Here is a 17,267-nt window from a genome sequence, read left to right as displayed (position 1 = left end):
CTTTGTACGGGGTCCGGTACGGGTCCGGTACGAGGCTCAGCCCGCGCCCCGCGCGGACCGGCGGGCGGCCGCCGGCACGCACAGCGCCAGCAGGAGCAGCGACCACAGCACCGCCCCCGCCACCGGATGGTCCGCCGGCCAGGCCGCGTCCGGTGCCGCCGCGCCGCCCGCGTTCCCGCACAGTTCCCGTACGGCGGTGGCGACGGCGCTGATCGGGTTCCACTCCGCGACCGTCCGCAGCCAGCCGGGCAGTCCGGCCGTCGGCAGGTAGGCGCTGGACAGCATCGGCAGGACGAAGGTGGCGCTGCCGAGCTGCCCCGCCGCCTCCTCGCTCTTGCTCACCAGCCCGAGGTACGTGCCCGCCCAGGCGGCGGCGAAGCGGAACAGCATCAGCACGCCGAGCGCCCCGAGCGCGCCCGGCAGCCCGTTCTCGATCCGCCAGCCCATCGCGAGCCCCACCAGCATCAGCGGCACCAGCGACACCGCCGTGGTCAGCAGGTCGGCGGCCGTCTGCCCCAGCGGGACGGCCGCCCGGCTCATCGGCAGGGTGCGGAAGCGGTCCATCACCCCGCGATGGGCGTCCTGCGCGGCCGTGAACATGCCGGTCATCACCCCGTTGGCGGCGGTCGCCGCGAGCAGCCCGGGCACCAGGAACTCGCGGTACTCGGAGCCCGGCATGGCGAGCGCGCTGCCGAAGACGTACCCGAAGAAGAGCAGCATCATGATCGGCATGGTCTGCGTCAGGACCAGCAGCGCCGGGGCGTGCCGGGCCTTCTGGAGCTGGCGGGTCAGGACGGCGCCGCCGTCCGACAGCAGGGTGCTCACGCGGCGTTCTCCTTCACGGGGGCGGACGAGGGGGCCGGGGCCGGGGAGCCGGTGAGGCGCAGGAACACCTCGTCGAGGGTGGGCGGGCGCAGGCTCGCGTCCGTCACCGGGACCCCGGCGGCGTCGAGCGCGCGGACGATCCCGGGCAGGGTGAGCGCGGGGTCCAGTACGGTCGCCCCGGCCGTGAGGCGCTGCGCGTCCAGGACGGGCAGGCTCCCGGTGAGCCGGTCGAGCACCGCGGCCGCGTCCGCGAGGGCCTCCGGCGCGGCGACGCTCACCTCGGCGTGGGAGCCGATCCGGGCCTTGAGGGCGGCCGGTGCGCCGTTGGCGACGGCGCGGCCCCGGTCGACGACCACGACGTCGTCGGCGAGCCGGTCGGCCTCCTCCAGGTACTGGGTGGTGAGCAGCACGGTGGTGCCCTCGTCGGCGAGTTCGCGCACCGCCGTCCAGACGTACGCGCGGGCCGCCGGGTCCAGGCCGGTCGTGGGCTCGTCCAGGAACAGCACCCGGGGGCGGGTGATCAGTCCGGCGGCCAGGTCCAGGCGCCGCCTGGTGCCGCCCGACCAGGTCGAGGCGACGCGGTCGGCGGCCTCGCCGAGCCCGAAGCGCTCCAGCAGCCCGTCGGCGCGCTCGCGTCCGGCGCGCCCGCGCAGTCCGGCCAGGCGGGCGAACAGCCGCAGGTTCTCCCGGCCCGTGAGGTCTCCGTCGACGGAGACGTACTGACCGGTGACCCCGATGGCGCGGCGGACGGCGGCCGGGTCCGCGGTGACGTCGTGGCCGGCGACCAGGGCGCGGCCCGCGGTGGGCGGGGTGAGGGTGGTCAGGATCCGCACGGCGGTGGTCTTGCCCGCGCCGTTGGGGCCCAGCAGCCCGCAGACGGAGCCCGCCGGCACGGCCAGGTCCAGGCCGCGCAGGGCGTGCACGTCCCCGTACTCCTTCTCCAGACCTTCACTCAGTACAGCGTACGTAGTTGTCATGTGCGGCACCCTATCCCACTCCGTACGGTGTACGTAACTAAGATGGTGGCGAGACCACGAGGTGATGTGACCGATGACAGCCGGCGGCAGCCCCGCTGAACCCGAAGTGATCTGGACCCGCCCCGCCCGGGCCGGACGAGGACCGCGCCCCGCCCACAGCCGGGACTCCATCGCGGCCGAGGCGGTGCGGATCGCCGACGCGGAGGGGATCGAGGCCGTCTCCATGCGGCGGGTGGCGGCCGGGATCGGCGCCGGGACCATGTCCCTGTACAACTACGTCCCGCGCAAGGAGGACCTGTACGAGCTGATGGTCGACACCGTCAGCGGGGAGTACGAGTTCACCCCGCCGACCGGCGACTGGCGCGCCGACCTGCTGGCGCTCGCCCGCCAGACCCGCGCCCTGATGCGGCGCCACCCCTGGCTGCCCCGGCTGCTGAGCCCGGTCTACGGCTTCGGCCCCCACGCCCTGCGCTACCTGGAGCACAGCCTGGACTGCCTGGCGCCGCTGGAGGTGCCCGACGGGGAGAAACTGGAACTGGTCGCCGCCGTCAACGGCACGGTGGCGACGTTCGTGGCGGCGGAACTGGCCCTCGCCGAACGGGCCCGCTCGCTGCCCTGGAGCGAGAGCGCCGAGCAGGCGGTACGCGCCGCCTGGCTCGGCTCGCGACTGGCGACCGGGGAATACCCCCGGCTCGCGGCCGCCCTCACCGCGACCGGCCCCGTCCCGGCCCCGGACACGGACATGGCGGCCGTCTTCGACCGCTCGGTGAGCCGCCTGCTGGGGGCGTGGTCGCCGCCCGCGTGAGCGTTCTCGGGGCGGGCTGGCGGAAGCGGGGGCGACCGTGTGGGGTCTGGCGTGCCGCTTGGCGGGCGTCGGGGTGTTTGCGTGGGTTCGGTGGCCCGCCGGGCGGCTCCCCGGGCGCCCGCGTGAGCTTCGGTGCGCCGCCTGCTGGGCGTGCCGGCGTTCGCATGGGTTTTGGTGCGCCGCCTGGGGCGTGGGGGTGTCCGCGTGGGGTTCGGGGGGTCGGCTGCCGGTTGCATGGGCACCCGTGCGGGCCTGGGTGCGCCACCGGCCGGGTGTCCGGGTGCTCGCGTGAGCTCAGGTGGGCCGCCTGGCGGGCTTGGGCGTCTCCGCGCGAGCTTCGGTGCGCTGCCTGCTGGGCGTGCCGGCGTTCGCGTGGGCTCTGGCGTGCCGCCTGGCGGGCGTCAGGAGTCCGTGTGGGGTTCGGTGGGCCGCACGGCGAGTGCCCGGGCGTCTGTGTCGGCTTCGGTGGGCCGCCTGCCGGGTGCCCGGGCGGTCGCGGGCGCTAGAGCAGCGCGAACTGGCCGCCCGGGCCCTCCTCGTGGTGGTCCAGTACCGATGCCGGGCGGCGTGACCAGCGCGGGGGCGGCAGTACCCCGGCCGTCGCCAGCTCCTCGCCCGTCAGGGAGGGGCCGGGCTCGAACGCCGCCCGTGGCGGAGCGAGTTCGGCCAGCAGTGCCAGGGTCGTCACCAGGGCCGTCAGCTCCGAGGTCCAGGCCTGCGGCCACTCGGCGGGCCCGAGCGCCTCCAGCCCCCGCGCCGCGGGATCCCGGTGCGCGGTCCGCGCCGCGAACCAGGACTCCAGTACGCGCACGCCCCGCGCCTCGTACTCCCAGGCCGCCACCGGAACGGGGGAGACGACCCCGTCGCCGAGGCTCAGCTCCTCGGTCTCCGGGTCGTACCCGAGCCCCGCCGGCCAGGCCGTGACCGCCGCGCGCACGTACGGGCGCTGCCCGCCCGGCAGCCGGGGCGGCTCCCCGCCGCGCGCCCCGCGCAGCTGGACGGTGAGCAGCCGGTGCCCCAGCTCCAGCCCGGCCCGCCAGCGCTCCGGGTCCGCCGCGAGCGGGACCTCGTACCCCCGGGGCCCCGGGCGGCCCGCGGCGAGGATCCAGCACAGCACGTCCTCCGGGGTGACCCACCCGCCGAGGCGCGCCCCCAGCAGCGGCAGCAGGCCCGGCGCGAGGTTCGGCTCGGCCCCCTCCGGGCGCCGGTGCAGCGGGCGGATCCGGCCGAGCCGGCCCGCCGGGAGGTGGGCGGTGGCCAGCGGTTCCGGGGCCTCCGTCAGGAACACCTGCCGCGCGTCGAGGACCCGCCACAGCTCGGGGCGGGCCGCGTCGATGAGCCGCTGGTCGGGCAGCAGCCACTGCTCGTCGAAGGGCGCGCGGAGCACCCGTACGGGTTCCGGGAACGGGCCGGGCGCCTCGGAGAACCGGGCCGTGGCCCCCGTACGCTGCCCCGGCAGCGCGGCCGCCCCGGCCGCGGGCGTACGGCTCCGGCTCGGGCGGAACAACCGCTCCCGCTCCGGCCCTTCGGACCCCGTCAGGGCCGTCCAGCGGGCGCGCAGCACGGCCGGATCGGGCGCGGCCACCCAGTCCCGGCCCAGCCGCAGGCCGGCCACGGACCAGGGCATCAGATCGTCCAGCAGCGGTACGTCGTCGCTCACCCGGCAGATGGTAGCGACGGGGCGCCGGGCAGCGCCGGGCCCGGGCCGTGACCCGGCCGAAGCGTTACGCTCCTTATGTACCCATCCGTACGGAACCGGAGCGAATCGGGAGTCGGGAGTCGGGCATGAGCCAGTACGACGAGTATTCGACGCCGTCGCAGGCGGAGGGCGAGCGCCTCGACGAGGACATGGACGACAAGCAGCGGGGCGAGAAGCACCCCGCGACGATGCGCACCACGCCCTCCCAGGCGGAGGGCGAGCGCGGCACGGACGAGCAGGAGGGCGACGCGAAGCGGTAGCGGCCCGGACGGCCGACGCGCGCCGGGCCCCCGCCCCCGCCCTCAGGGGGCGTCGACCGTCACGGTGAAGGAGAACCGGTCCCCCCGGTACCGGATCCGCGCCACGTCGGCCACCCGCCCGTCCTCGTCGTACGTCACGCCCGTGTAGTGCAGGATCGGGCTCAGCAGCGGCACCTGGAGCAGTTCCGCCGTGACCGGGTCCGCCAGCCGCGCCTCCACGGTGTCGGTGATCCGGCTGATCCGCACCCCGACCACGTCACGCAGCACCTTCGTCATCGGCCAGCGCACCAGATCGTCCAGATCGACGGCGTCCGCGAACTCCGGCCGGACCGCGTTCTCCGCCCAGTTCGTCGGCTCGCCGCTCTCACCGTCGTGCCGGAGCCTGCGGTACGTGACCACCTCGGCGGTGTCCGGAAAGTGCTCCAGCAGCTCCCCGGACACCGGGGTCCGCTCGCGGCCGAGGACCGTCGTGCGCTCGCCCGACTGCTGGGCCACGATCGCGTCGACCGACCCCAGCAGCCGCACCGGGGCACTTCGCCGCGCGCCCGGCTCGATGAAGGTGCCGCGCCGCCGGTGGCGGCTGATCAGCCCCTCGCCCTCCAGCTCCTTGAGCGCCTGGCGCATCGTCAGGACGCTCACCCCGTAGTGCTCGGCGAGCTGCTCCTCGGTCGGCAGGCGCAGCGAGGCGTCCGGGGTACGGCCGAGTATCGAGGCGCGCAGCGACTGGGACACCTGATACCAGAGGGGCAGCTTCCGGTTCAGTACGAGGGAGTCGGGGGCGAAGGCGGTCACGGGTGGTTCTCCGAACGGCGGCAGGCTGGAGTGCAGGCGGCGGGGCGCGCGCGCGGGCCGTTTCCGGCCGTGCGCGCCGCACCCGCATGTTAGGCGCGGAAGTGGCGCTGGAGACCCTCCCAGACGTCGTCGTATCCGCGCTGGAGGTGATCGGCGCCGGCTGCCTGGGGGGTGGCGGTGACCGGCCAGCGGGTCTCGAACATGAAGGCCAGACCGTCGTCGATCTTCTGCGGCTTCAGCTCGGCGGCGCTCGCCTTGTCGAAGGTCTCCCGGTCCGGGCCGTGCGCGGACATCATGTTGTGCAGGGAGCCGCCGCCCGGCACGAACCCCTCGGCCTTGGCGTCGTAGGCGCCCTCGATCAGGCCCATGTACTCGCTCATCACGTTGCGGTGGAAGTACGGCGGGCGGAAGGTGTCCTCGCCGACCAGCCAGCGCGGGGCGAACACCACGAAGTCCACCCCCGCCAGCCCCGGGGTGTCGGACGGCGAGGTCAGCACCGTGAAGATCGACGGGTCGGGGTGGTCGTGGCTGATCGACCCGATGACGTTGAAACGGCGCAGGTCGTAGACGTACGGGACGTGCGTGCCGTGCCAGGCCACCACGTCGAGCGGGGAGTGGTCGTACGTCGCGGACCAGAGGTTGCCGCAGAACTTGTTCACCACCTCGGTCGGCCGCTCGACGTCCTCGTACGCGGCCACCGGCGCCCGGAAGTCACGGGCGGCCGCCAGGCCGTTGGCGCCGATCGGGCCGAGGTCCGGCAGCTCGAAGGGCCGGCCGTAGTTCTCGCAGACGTAGCCCCGGGCGGGCGCGCCCCCGGCGTCGGCGTCCAGCGGCTCCACACGGAAGCGGACCCCGCGCGGGATCAGGGCCACCTCGCCCGGACGGACGCCCAGCAGGCCGAACTCGGTGCGCAGCAGCAGGCCGCCGCGCTCCGGGACGATCAGCAGCTCGCCGTCCGAGTCGCTGAACACCCGGTCCGTCATGGGCGCGTTGGCGGCGTAGAGGTGGATGGCCATGCCGGTGCGCTGGGTGGCGTCGCCGTTGCCGCCCAGCGTCCACAGGCCGGACAGGAAGTCGGTGCCGGGAGCCGGATCGGGCAGCGGGTTCCAGCGCAGCCGGTTGGGGTCGGGCACCGTCTCGGTGAAGGGCGCGGTCCGCAGGGCGCCGTTGCCGGTCCGGGTGAAGGCCGGGTGCGCGGCCGAGGGGCGGATCCGGTACAGCCAGGAGCGGCGGTTGTCGCGGCGCGGCTCGGTGAAGGCGCTGCCGCTGAGCTGCTCCGCGTACAGGCCGAGGGGGGCGCGCTGGGGGGAGTTGCGGCCGTGGGGGAGGGCGCCGGGCACGGCCTCCGAGCTGTGCTCGTTCCCGAAGCCGGTGAGGTACTCCAGCGCCTCCGCCGTCTTCCTGGCCTGCTCGCTCATGGGCTGCTCCCGCTCCGTCGAAGGAATCCTATGGCTGACAGTAGGATTCCGCGCGCCGCCCGTCAACGCCACTGGGCGGCCGCATGGCCGAATCCCCGCTGTGCACGGGTGCGCCCCAACCGGACCGACGCACGGGGGGATCCCAAAAGATGAACAATGCTCTACTCTCTCGCGCATGTCGTGGACCCGCAGGTTCCCTGCCGTGCCGGCGGTGCTCCTCGCCGCCCTGCTCGCCCTCCTGTCCCTCTTCGCCGCCGCGCCCGCCGCCCGCGCGCACGAAGAGCGCCCCGTCACCCTCCCCGACGGCACCGGCTCCGTACCCCTCTACCGCGCGACCGAGCCCGACCTGATCGTCTGCAAGACCGACCGCCCCGACTTCGAACGCCGGATCGCCGGCTTCCCCGACGAGCTGCGCAACCGCAACCTCGCCCTCTACGACCGCTGCGAGAAGTCCGGCTACCGCCACCTCCAGGAAGCCGTCGACGCCGTCGACCGCCCCGGAATGAACATCGCGATCCTCCCCGGCCTCTACGAGGAGGAGCCCTCGCTCCCCAAGCCGACCGGCGCCTGCGCGCACCTCAAGGCCCCCAATTCCGCGCTCGGCTACCAGATCCTGTCCTACGAGCAGCAGGTCCAGTGCCGGCACAACCAGAACCTCGTCGCCATCCTCGGCAAGACCGGCCTGCAGATCGAGGGCACCGGCGCCACCCGCACCGACGTCGTCATCGACGCCAAGTACCAGAAGCTCAACGCCATCCGCGCCGACGAGTCCGACGGCGTCTACTTCCGCAACTTCACCGCCCAGCGCACCACCTTCAACTCGCTGTACGTCCTCGCGGGCGACGGCTTCGTCATCGACGACGTCCTGACCCGCTGGAACGACGAGTACGGCTTCCTGACCTTCGCCAGCGACCACGGCCTGTACAAGAACTGCGAGTCCTACGGCAACGGAGACTCCGGCATCTACCCCGGCAGCGCCTCCGACATCAACGACGGACGCGGCTACGACGTGCCCCGGTACTCCATCGAGATCACCGGCTGCCACAGCCACCACAACATGGTCGGCTACTCGGGCACCGCCGGGGACTCGGTGTGGGTCCACGACAACGAGTTCGACCAGAACATGGGCGGCGCCTCGATGGACAGCGCCTTCCCCGGCCACCCCGGCCTCCCGCAGAACCACGCCCGCTTCGAACGCAACCTGATCCACGACAACAACGCCGACTACTACCCCTACGTGGCCGACGGCACCTGCGCCAGACCGCCCGTCGAGCGCGGCTACGAGCAGGGGGTGGTCTGCCCGCAGATCTCCATGCCGCCGGGCACCGGCATCATCACCGCGGGCGGCAACTGGAACCTCTACGAGGACAACTGGGTGTACGGGCACCGGCGCGCGGGCTTCTTCCTCAGCGCGGTGCCGGCCTTCATCCGCGGCGAGGAGAAGTGGTCCAAGCAGACCGACACCTCCCACCACAACCGTTACGCGGGCAACATCCTCGGCAAGGACAAGTCCGGGGCCTCCCGCCCCAACGCCGCCGACGTGTGGTGGGACGGCCAGGGCCGGGGCAACTGCTGGCAGGACGGCCCCGACGGCTCCTCCCCGGGCACCCTGCCGCGCTGCGGCGATACGCGCGGCGAGGTCAGCGGCGCCTCCGCCCGCCTGGTGGGCGAACCGGTGAAGCTCACGCAGCTGCTGGTCTGCGCCGACTACAACGTCCAGGCCCGCAAACTCCCCGCCGGCTGCGACTGGTACGGGGCCCGTGGGCTGGAGCGGGTGGAGACGCAGCTCGCGCTGGCGGTGGCGGCGGTACTGCTGCTGGTCGGCGGGGTGCTGTGGGGGCGCCGGCTGCGCCGCTCCCGGCTGGGCACGGCGGCCTCCCTGCTGGGGCTCGCCGGGCTGGCCCTGGACGTGGCCGGCTCCACCATGCCGCTCCAGGACACCTTCGTCCCGGCCCTGGCCCTGCTCCTGCTCGGCCTGTGGTGGACCGGCGCCGGGCTGGCCCTGCGGCCCGAACGCCCCTGGCTGGCCCGCCTGACCCTGCTCCTCGGAGTCCTGACCCTGCTGGACGCCTTCGACAAGGCCGTCCTGATGATCCCCTGGATCCCGCTGAGCCCGGCCTGGATCCGGGCCCTGGTCGCGGTGGTGTGGGTGCTGTGGGCCGTCATCGCCGCCGCCCGCCCCGGCCCCCCCACCCCCGCCCGCCCCGCCGGCCCGCCCGGCACCCCTTCGGGCGACCGCGCCCCCGTCCCCCCGGGCCCCGCCCCCGCCCTCACCACCCCCGCCGGCCCCCACCCGCCCACCACCCCCTGACCCCCACCCCGCCCCCCCGGCCCGCCCTGGCATGCCGGGCGGGGGGGCGGCCGACGGCTCCCACACCCCTCGGAGGACCGAAGTGAACGTCCCCGCGCAGGACCGCACCCCGTGCGACGGCTGCCGGCCCCCCGACCCCCGGCCCGGGCCGCGCCGGCGGACCGCCCGCACGGCGGCGCTCGTCGCCGTGCTCCTGCTGCTCGCGGGCGGCGCCGCCACCGGTTGCGGCGGCCGGGCCACCACCCACCACAAACCCGGCACCACCCACGAACAGGCCTCCGGCAGCACCGGCACCCTGCTCGACACCCAGGACGGCGGCGGCCACCGCCTGCGCGAGGTCCCCGCGCAGGGCGCCCCCGAGGTGAAGCTCACCGCCCGCCCCGACTCCGAGGACGGCTGGAACCTCCAACTGTCCGTGGCGAACTTCCACTTCACCCCCGACAGCACCGGCGGCGCCGCCCTCCCGGGCGCCGGCCACGCCCACCTCGACCTCGACGGCCACAAGCTGGCCCGGGTGTACGGCCCCTGGTTCCACCTGCCCGCGGCGCAGGTGCCCGAGGGCGCGCACACCCTGACCGTCCGCCTCTACGCCGACGACCACACCGCCTGGGCCGTCGCCGGCAAACCGGTCGAGGCGTCCGTCGCGCTGACCGCGGGCCCTCCGGGCCAGGAGTCCCACAGCCATGCGCCGTCCACCCCGACCGGCTCACCGGCGCCCCCCGAGGCACCGCGGGCCGACCGGACCCTCACCCTCGCCGTCCGGGACGGCAAGGTCATCCCCGCGACCGCCCGCACCGAGGTCAAGCGCGGCGAGCGCATCGCCCTGCGGGTCACCAGCGACCGTGCCGACACCCTGCACGTGCACGGCTACGACAAGGAACTCGCCCTGCCCGCCGGACAGGAGGCCACCCTGGTCCTGACGGCCGACCGCACGGGCCTCTTCGAGGTGGAGACCCACACGTCCGGACTCGTCCTGACCCAGCTGCTCGTCCGATGACCCCCGGCCCCGGGGCGGCGGCCCTGAGCCGGGCGTCCTCGCCCGAGGGGTGGCCCGGCCTCACCCTGCCGGGACCGGGACCGGGGTCGATGGCGATCCCGAGGGCGCCGGTGCCGATGTCGGAGCCCGGGGCGGCGGCCGGCCAGGGCGTGGTCCTTCACCCGGCCGACCCCTCGTCCCTGCTCGCGCACGGGATCGGCTCCCAGCACGACCTGCCCGTCTCTCCCTTCTACGCCTTCGCCGGAGCCTTCACCGCCCTGTTCCTCTCCTTCCTCGCACTCGGCCTCCTCTGGTCCGCCTCCCGCTTCCGCGGCGACCGCTCCGGGCTGGCCCTGCCCGCCGGGATCCAGCGGGTGGCCGACGCGCCGGCCACCCGCACCACCCTGCGCGGACTCGGTCTCGCCGCAGCCCTCGCCGTGCTCCTCCACCTCCTCCTCGGTCCCGACGACCCCGCCCGCAACCCCGCTCCCGGCGCCGTCTACGTCCTCCTCTGGGTCGGACTCGTCCCCGCCTCCCTTCTCCTCGGCCCCGTCTGGCGCCTCCTCAACCCGCTGCGCACCCTGCACCGGCTGCTCTCCCGGGCCCGGCGCCGGCCGCCCGCCGCCGGCCGGCCCCTGCCCGCCCGGCTCGGCCAATGGCCCGCCACCGCCGGGCTGTTCGGCTTCACCTGGCTCGAACTCGTCTCTCCCGATCCCGCGTCCACCACCGCCCTCCTGATCGCCCTCACCGCGTACACCGCCCTCCACCTGCTGCTCGCCGCCCGTCACGGCGAGCGGTGGTTCACCGACGCCGACGCCTTCGAGGCCTACTCCGGTCTCCTGGCCCGGCTCTCCCCGCTCGGCCGCCGCACCGACGGCCGCCTGGTCCTGCGCAACCCCTTCCACGGACTCGACGCGACGCCCGAGCGGCCCGGACTCGTCGCCACCGTCTGCGTCCTGCTCGGCTCCACCGCCTACGACGGCTTCTCCGACAACCCCGCCTGGATCAACGCCGTCCAGACCTCCCCCCTCGGCCGCACCCCCGCGGCCACGCTCGGACTGCTCGCTTCCATCACCCTCGTCGCCACCCTCTACTGCCTGTGCGCGGCGGCCACCCGCCTCGTCAGCGGACCGCACCCCCGCCCCCTGACGGCCTTCGCGCACTCACTCGTACCGATCGCCCTCGGCTATCTCATCGCCCACTACTTCTCCCTCCTGGTGACCGAAGGACCACGCACGGTAATGATGGCACTCGGCACTGACAACGCCCCCGCGCCCAGTCCCCCCTTGGGTCCCGGGGGTCTGGCCGCCCTCCAGGTGATCGCCGTCGTCAGCGGGCACGTACTCGGAGTGATCGCCGCGCACGACCGCTCCGTACGCCTCTTCCCGCCCGCCAGGGCCGTGGCCGGCCAACTGCCGCTCCTCGCGCTGATGATCACCTACACGATCGGCGGCCTCAGCCTCCTGCTGAACTGAGGACCGGCCGCCACAGCCGCCGTGGGCCGCTGGACCCACACGTCAAGAGCGGCATGATGGACCCCGTGCCTCCCGCCCACCCCCTGCGCCGGACCCCGGTCCAGCAGCGCAGCGCCGACCGACTCGCCCGGATCCTCGACGCCTGCGCCGAACTCCTCGACGAGACCGGCTACGAGAACCTCAGCACCCGCGCCGTCGCCCAGCGCGCCGCGGTGCCCATCGGGTCCGTCTACCGCTTCTTCGGCAACAAGCGCGCGATGGCGGTCGCCCTCGCCCACCGCAACCTCGACCGGTACGCCGACGGCATCCAGGAGCGCCTCGCCCTGCTGCCCACCACCCACTGGCGGCCCGTCGTGGACGCGGTCCTGGACGAGTTCCTGGCCATGAAGCGCAGCGTCCCCGGCTTCGCCCTCGTCGACTTCGGGGTACCCGCGCCGCCCCCCGGGGACCCCGCCGCCGAGGACCCCGCCGCCGACCCCAACCACGCGGTCGCCGATCGCCTCACCCGGCTGCTGTGCGGCCACCTCGGGCTTGTCCCCGACCCCGCCCTGGCGCGTGCCGTGCTGGTCGCCGTCGAGGCGACCGACGCGCTCGTCCAGCTGGCCTTCCGGTCCGATCCGGCCGGCGACCCCGCGATCGTCGTGGAGACGCGCGCGATGATGCACGCGTATCTGGCCCGCGTCCTGGACTGACCCGACCCCGCCCCCGAGCCCCTCGGGCCCGCACCCCCGCCCCCGCGCTGAGCTGGGGTTTTGCTCGTATTGCTCACGCGTTGACGTCTTGTTGCCGCCCGGGGGCGGCACCTACGTTCCCTGCATGCTGACCTTCCTCGGCTTCGCCATGATCGCCACCTTCCTGGTGCTGATCATGCTGAAGAAAATGTCGCCCATCGCGGCGCTCGTCCTGATCCCCGCGCTGTTCTGCGTGTTCGCCGGAAAGGGCGCCCACCTCGGGGACTACGTCATCGACGGCGTCGGCAAACTCGCCCCGACCGCCGCCATGCTGATGTTCGCCATCGTCTACTTCGGCGTGATGATCGACGTCGGTCTGTTCGACCCGATCGTCCGGGGCATCCTGCGCTTCTGCAAGGCGGACCCCGTGCGCGTCGTGGTCGGCACGGCCGTGCTGGCCGCGATCGTCTCGCTCGACGGGGACGGCTCGACCACCTTCATGATCACCGTCTCGGCGATGTACCCGCTCTACAAGCGGCTCGGCCTGAGCCTGGTGGTCATGACGGGCGTCGCCGCGACCGCCAACGGCGTGATGAACACCCTGCCCTGGGGCGGCCCCACGGCCCGCGCCGCCACCGCGCTCAAGGTCGACGCGGGCGACGTCTTCGTCCCCATGATCCCCGCCCTCGCGGCCGGACTGCTCGCCGTCCTCGTGCTGGCGTACGTCCTCGGGCTCAGGGAGCGCCGCCGCGTCGGCTCGCTCGTGCTGCCGGGCGAGGAGACCGAGGAGGAGTCCCTGGTGGCGGTCGGCGGCCAGGGCACCCGTACGGAGACCGACCGGTCGGGGGCCGGATCCGCGGGCCCCGCCGCCGCTCCGGCCGGCCCGGGCGCCGGCCCCGCCGACGGCTTGGATCCCCGTACGGCGACCGGTGCCACCCCCGACGAGGGTGACGGCTTCCAGGGCCTCGACCCCCACCGCCCGACGCTGCGGCCGCGCCTCTACTGGTTCAACGCGGGCCTCACCGTCGCGCTGCTCACCGCGATGATCATGGAGCTGCTGCCGATCCCGGTGCTGTTCCTGCTCGGCGCCGCCCTCGCGCTCACCGTCAACTTCCCCCACATGCCCGACCAGAAGGCCCGGATCGCCGCCCACGCGGACAACGTCCTCAACGTCGCCGGCATGGTCTTCGCGGCGGCCGTCTTCACCGGCGTCCTGGGCGGTACGGGCATGGTCAAGCACATGGCGGACTGGCTGGTCGGCGCCATCCCCGAGGGCATGGGGCCGCACATGGCCCTCGTCACCGGTCTGCTCAGCCTGCCGCTGACGTACTTCATGTCGAACGACGGCTTCTACTTCGGCGTCCTGCCCGTCCTGGCCGAGGCGGGCGCCGCCCACGGCGTCTCCCCGCTGGAGATCGCCCGCGCCTCCCTGGTCGGCCAGGCCCTGCACATGTCGAGCCCGCTGGTTCCGGCCGTCTACGTCCTCGTCGGCATGGCCAGGGTCGAGTTCGGCGACCACACCCGGTTCACCGTGAAATGGGCGGCCCTCACCTCCCTCGTCGTCCTCGGGGCGGGGATGCTTTTCGGCATCATCTGAGGGCCCGGGACCCTGGCGCCCGTAAAACTACCGACGCTAGTTTGTAGGGTGTGGGCGACGTCAGGTCCACGCGCTCGCAGGTGCTCGGGAGGAATGCCATGAAGGCCCACGACGGGATGTACATCGGCGGGGAGTGGCGGTCCGCCGCCACGGCCGGCCGGATCGAGGTCGTCAACCCGGCCGACGAGCAGGTCATCGCCACCGTCCCGGCGGGCGGCGCCGAGGACGTGGACGCGGCCGTACGCGCGGCCCGCGCGGCCCTGCCCGGCTGGGCGGCCACGGCTCCGGCCGAGCGGGCGGCCCTGATCGGCGCCCTGCGCGACGTGCTGGCCGCCCGCAAGGACGAGATCGCCGAGACCATCACCGCCGAACTCGGGGCCACCCTCGGCTTCTCGACGGCGGTGCACGTCGGGGCGCCGCTCGCCGTGGCCTCCTCCTTCGCCGAGCTGGGAGCCACCTACGCCTTCGAGGAGCGGCTCGGCAACTCCACCGTCCTGATGGAGCCGGTCGGCGTGGTCGGAGCCATCACGCCCTGGAACTATCCCCTGCACCAGATCGTTGCCAAGGTGGCACCCGCTCTCGCCGCCGGCTGCACCCTCGTCCTCAAGCCCGCCGAGGACACCCCGCTGACCGCACAGCTCTTCGCCGAAGCCGTGCACGAGGCGGGCGTACCGGCCGGCGTCTTCAACCTGGTGACCGGTACCGGCCCGGTCGCCGGGCAGGCGCTGGCCGAGCACGAGGGAGTCGACCTCGTCTCCTTCACCGGCTCGACCGCCGTCGGCAAGAAGATCGGCGCCCTCGCCGGCGCCGCCGTCAAGCGCGTCGCCCTCGAACTCGGCGGCAAGTCGGCGAACGTCATCCTGCCCGGCGCCGACCTGCCCAAGGCCGTCGCGGCGGGAGTCGCCGACGTCATGCGGAACTCCGGCCAGAGCTGCGACGCACTCACCCGCATGCTCGTCCAGCGGGAGCAGTACGAGGAGGCCGTGTCCCTGGCGGTCGCCGCCGTCGCCAAGTACCCCACCGGCGACCCCCGCGAACCGGGCACCCGCCTCGGCCCGGTGATCAACGCGAAGCAGCACGCCCGCGTGCGCGCGTACATCGCCAAGGGCGTCGAGGAAGGCGCGCGCCTCGTCGCCGGCGGCCCCGACGCGCCCCACGAGCGGGGGTACTTCGTCGCCCCGACCGTGTTCGCCGACGTCACCCCCGAGATGACCATCGCCCAGGAGGAGATCTTCGGCCCCGTGCTGGCGATCCTCCCGTACGAGGACGAGGAGGACGCCCTGCGCATCGCCAACGGCACCGTCTACGGCCTGGGCGGCGCCGTCTGGGCGGCGGACGCGGAGACGGCCGCGGCCTTCGCCCGCCGGATGGACACCGGCCAGGTCGACATCAACGGCGGCCGCTTCAACGTGCTCGCGCCCTTCGGCGGTTACAAGCAGTCGGGCGTGGGCCGCGAGCTGGGCCCGCACGGCCTGGGGGAGTACCTCCAGACCAAGTCCCTCCAGTTCTGAGCGGGTCGCAATAGCCCGCGCCCCCGCTCACCCACCCCCACGGCGCAAGCACCCGCCGCAGCCGAAGACCCCGAAGACACGGAGACGACGATCATGGTCCGCGCCGCCATCCTGCCCGCCGTCGGAGCACCGCTGGAGATCCGGGACATCGTGCTGCCCGAGCCCGGCCCCGGGCAGGTCCGGGTGCGGCTCGCCGCCGCCGGCGTCTGTCACTCCGACCTCTCCCTCACCAACGGCACCATGCGGGTTCCCGTCCCCGCCGTACTCGGCCACGAGGGCGCGGGGACGGTCCTGACCGTCGGGGAGGGGGTCGCCCACGTCGCCCCGGGCGACGCGGTGGTGCTCAACTGGGCCCCCTCCTGCGGGAAGTGCCACCACTGCCGGATCGGCGAGGTGTGGCTCTGCGCGAAGGCCCTGTCCGGGGTCGGCGCCGTCTACGCCCATGACGCCGAGGGCACCGAGCTGCACCCCGGGCTCAACGTCGCCGCCTTCGCCGAGGAGACCGTCGTCGCGGCGAACTGCGTGCTGCCCGCGCCCGCCGGGATCCCGCTGCCCGAAGCCGCCCTGCTCGGCTGCGCGGTGCTCACCGGTTACGGGGCCGTCCACCACAGCGCCCAGGTCCGTCCGGGCGAGTCGGTGGCCGTGTTCGGGGTCGGCGGGGTCGGCCTGGCCGCCCTCCAGGCCGCCCGGATCGCCCAGGCGGGCCCGGTGGTGGCCGTCGACGTCTCCCCGGCCAAGGAGGAGCTGGCCCGCGCGGCCGGAGCCACCGACTTCGTGCTCGCCTCCGAGACCACCGCCAAGCAGATCAGGGCGCTCACCGGCGGTCAGGGCGCGGACGTGGCCGTCGAGTGCGTGGGCCGGGCGGAGACCATCCGCGCGGCCTGGGACTCCACCCGCCGGGGCGGCCGCACCACGGTGGTCGGCATCGGCGGCAAGGAGCAGCAGGTCACCTTCCACGCCCTGGAGATCTTCCACTTCGCCCGCACCCTCACCGGCTGCGTCTACGGCAACAGCGACCCGGCCCGCGACCTCCCGGTGATCGCCGAACACGTGCGGGCGGGCCGCCTCGACCTCGGCTCGCTCGTCACCGACCGCATCACGCTCGACGGCATCCCGGCCGCCTTCGACGCGATGCTCGCGGGCAAGGGCGGCCGTTCCCTGGTCGTCTTCTGACCCCGCCGCCCCCACCCGCGTTCCGGCCGGGACGGCCAGCTCCGCCAGCCGGTTCCCGCCGGTCAGGCCACGGGCCGGCGGAGGGTCTCGTACTGGAGGGTCAGGCCGTCGAGGAGGGCGGTCAGGCCCGTCTCGAAGGCGCCTTCGTCCACCTCGCGCCCGCGTTCCGCCAGCAGGTGGGCGCGGCCCAGGTGCGGGTAGTCCACCGGGTCGTACGCCGCCTCGTCGTCCACGAAGCCCCCGGCGAAGGAGGCCACCGCCGAGCCCAGGATGAAGTACCGCATCAGGGCGCCGATCCGGGTCGCGTGGGCCGGGGGCCAGCCCGCCGCCGTCATCGCCCCGAACACCGCGTCGGCCAGCCGCAGCCCGGCCGGCCGCCGCCCCGGCCCCCGCGCCAGCACCGGCACGATGTTCGGATGGTCCGCCAGCGCGTCCCGGTACGAGTGCGCCCACGCGTGCAGCGCCGCCCGCCAGCCGCCCCCGTCGTCGCCGTAGCCGTCACCCCCGCCGTCGGCGCGGTCCTCCCCGACGCCGTCGAACATCGACAGGTCGACCCGGGCGCTCACCGCGTCCGCCACCGCCTCCAGGATCGCGTCCTTGGTCCGGAAGTGGTTGTAGAGCGAGGGCCCGCTGACCCCGAGCGCGGCCGCCAGCCGCCGCGTCGACACGGACTCCAGCCCCTCCGCGTCCACCAGCGCGCCGGCGGCCTCGACGATGCGGTCTCGGCTGAGCAGGGGCTTGCGCGGTCTGGCCATGCGCCACATAGTAGGCCCTGCC

At 74.4% G+C, this 17,267-nt stretch carries 15 protein-coding genes; 9 read left to right on the top strand and 6 right to left on the bottom strand.

What is annotated here, in order from left to right:
• Window positions 1–36 precede the first annotated feature (36 nt).
• Both ACZ6ZT_RS21160 and ACZ6ZT_RS21155 read right to left on the bottom strand, forming a co-directional pair.
• Complete coding sequence (locus ACZ6ZT_RS21160; protein ID WP_469721145.1) at window positions 37–825, bottom strand: ABC transporter permease; 789 nt, start codon at window positions 823–825, stop codon at window positions 37–39.
• Window positions 822–1,802, bottom strand: a complete 981-nt coding sequence (locus ACZ6ZT_RS21155) for an ATP-binding cassette domain-containing protein (protein ID WP_469721144.1) — start codon at window positions 1,800–1,802, stop codon at window positions 822–824. Before ACZ6ZT_RS21155 ends, ACZ6ZT_RS21160 begins: the two co-directional genes overlap by 4 nt.
• A 73-nt stretch (window positions 1,803–1,875) precedes the next feature.
• On the opposite strand from ACZ6ZT_RS21155, the gene ACZ6ZT_RS21150 reads away from it, so the two are divergent.
• Window positions 1,876–2,607, top strand: coding sequence for a TetR/AcrR family transcriptional regulator (locus ACZ6ZT_RS21150; RefSeq protein ID WP_469721143.1), 732 nt, complete (start codon window positions 1,876–1,878; stop codon window positions 2,605–2,607).
• A 502-nt stretch (window positions 2,608–3,109) separates the two neighbouring features.
• On the opposite strand, the gene ACZ6ZT_RS21145 is transcribed toward ACZ6ZT_RS21150, so the two are convergent.
• A complete protein-coding gene (locus ACZ6ZT_RS21145; RefSeq protein WP_469721411.1) occupies window positions 3,110–4,234 on the bottom strand; it encodes a type ISP restriction/modification enzyme in 1,125 nt (374 codons plus the stop codon).
• A gap of 158 nt (window positions 4,235–4,392) precedes the next feature.
• Here ACZ6ZT_RS21145 and ACZ6ZT_RS21140 point away from each other — a divergent pair, with 158 nt between their 5' ends.
• A complete protein-coding gene (locus ACZ6ZT_RS21140; protein ID WP_469721141.1) occupies window positions 4,393–4,566 on the top strand; it encodes a hypothetical protein in 174 nt (57 codons plus the stop codon).
• Window positions 4,567–4,608: 42 nt separating this feature from the next.
• On the opposite strand, the gene ACZ6ZT_RS21135 is transcribed toward ACZ6ZT_RS21140, so the two are convergent.
• Window positions 4,609–5,358 (bottom strand): GntR family transcriptional regulator, encoded by a 750-nt coding sequence (locus tag ACZ6ZT_RS21135; protein WP_469721140.1) that lies wholly within the window; start codon window positions 5,356–5,358, stop codon window positions 4,609–4,611.
• 89 nt (window positions 5,359–5,447) lie between these two features.
• Window positions 5,448–6,776: a homogentisate 1,2-dioxygenase gene (gene hmgA, locus ACZ6ZT_RS21130; RefSeq protein WP_469721139.1), complete on the bottom strand. Its 1,329-nt coding sequence runs from the start codon at window positions 6,774–6,776 to the stop codon at window positions 5,448–5,450.
• Window positions 6,777–6,951: 175 nt separating this feature from the next.
• On the opposite strand from hmgA, the gene ACZ6ZT_RS21125 reads away from it, so the two are divergent.
• The 7 genes from ACZ6ZT_RS21125 (at window position 6,952) to ACZ6ZT_RS21095 (ending at window position 16,490) form a co-directional block, all read left to right on the top strand.
• On the top strand, window positions 6,952–9,087 hold the full coding sequence (locus tag ACZ6ZT_RS21125) for a right-handed parallel beta-helix repeat-containing protein (RefSeq protein ID WP_469721137.1): 2,136 nt from the start codon (window positions 6,952–6,954) through the stop codon (window positions 9,085–9,087).
• Between the two features lie 187 nt (window positions 9,088–9,274).
• Window positions 9,275–10,084 (top strand): hypothetical protein, encoded by an 810-nt coding sequence (locus ACZ6ZT_RS21120; protein WP_469721409.1) that lies wholly within the window; start codon window positions 9,275–9,277, stop codon window positions 10,082–10,084.
• 116 nt (window positions 10,085–10,200) lie between these two features.
• A complete protein-coding gene (locus tag ACZ6ZT_RS21115) occupies window positions 10,201–11,538 on the top strand; it encodes a hypothetical protein (RefSeq protein ID WP_469721408.1) in 1,338 nt (445 codons plus the stop codon).
• 56 nt (window positions 11,539–11,594) lie between these two features.
• Window positions 11,595–12,230, top strand: a complete 636-nt coding sequence (locus ACZ6ZT_RS21110) for a TetR/AcrR family transcriptional regulator (protein ID WP_469721135.1) — start codon at window positions 11,595–11,597, stop codon at window positions 12,228–12,230.
• 124 nt (window positions 12,231–12,354) lie between these two features.
• Window positions 12,355–13,806 (top strand): CitMHS family transporter, encoded by a 1,452-nt coding sequence (locus ACZ6ZT_RS21105; RefSeq protein WP_469721133.1) that lies wholly within the window; start codon window positions 12,355–12,357, stop codon window positions 13,804–13,806.
• A gap of 98 nt (window positions 13,807–13,904) precedes the next feature.
• On the top strand, window positions 13,905–15,317 hold the full coding sequence (locus ACZ6ZT_RS21100; RefSeq protein ID WP_469721132.1) for an aldehyde dehydrogenase family protein: 1,413 nt from the start codon (window positions 13,905–13,907) through the stop codon (window positions 15,315–15,317).
• Window positions 15,318–15,410: 93 nt separating this feature from the next.
• Window positions 15,411–16,490: a Zn-dependent alcohol dehydrogenase gene (locus tag ACZ6ZT_RS21095; RefSeq protein ID WP_469721130.1), complete on the top strand. Its 1,080-nt coding sequence runs from the start codon at window positions 15,411–15,413 to the stop codon at window positions 16,488–16,490.
• A 62-nt stretch (window positions 16,491–16,552) separates the two neighbouring features.
• Here ACZ6ZT_RS21095 and ACZ6ZT_RS21090 read toward each other — a convergent pair whose 3' ends face one another.
• Window positions 16,553–17,245 (bottom strand): TetR/AcrR family transcriptional regulator, encoded by a 693-nt coding sequence (locus ACZ6ZT_RS21090; RefSeq protein WP_469721129.1) that lies wholly within the window; start codon window positions 17,243–17,245, stop codon window positions 16,553–16,555.
• Between the last annotated feature and the right edge of the window lie 22 nt (window positions 17,246–17,267).

The organism is Streptomyces sp. NPDC102258 (assembly GCF_055584685.1).
This window is presented reverse-complemented; position numbering and strand designations above follow the sequence as displayed.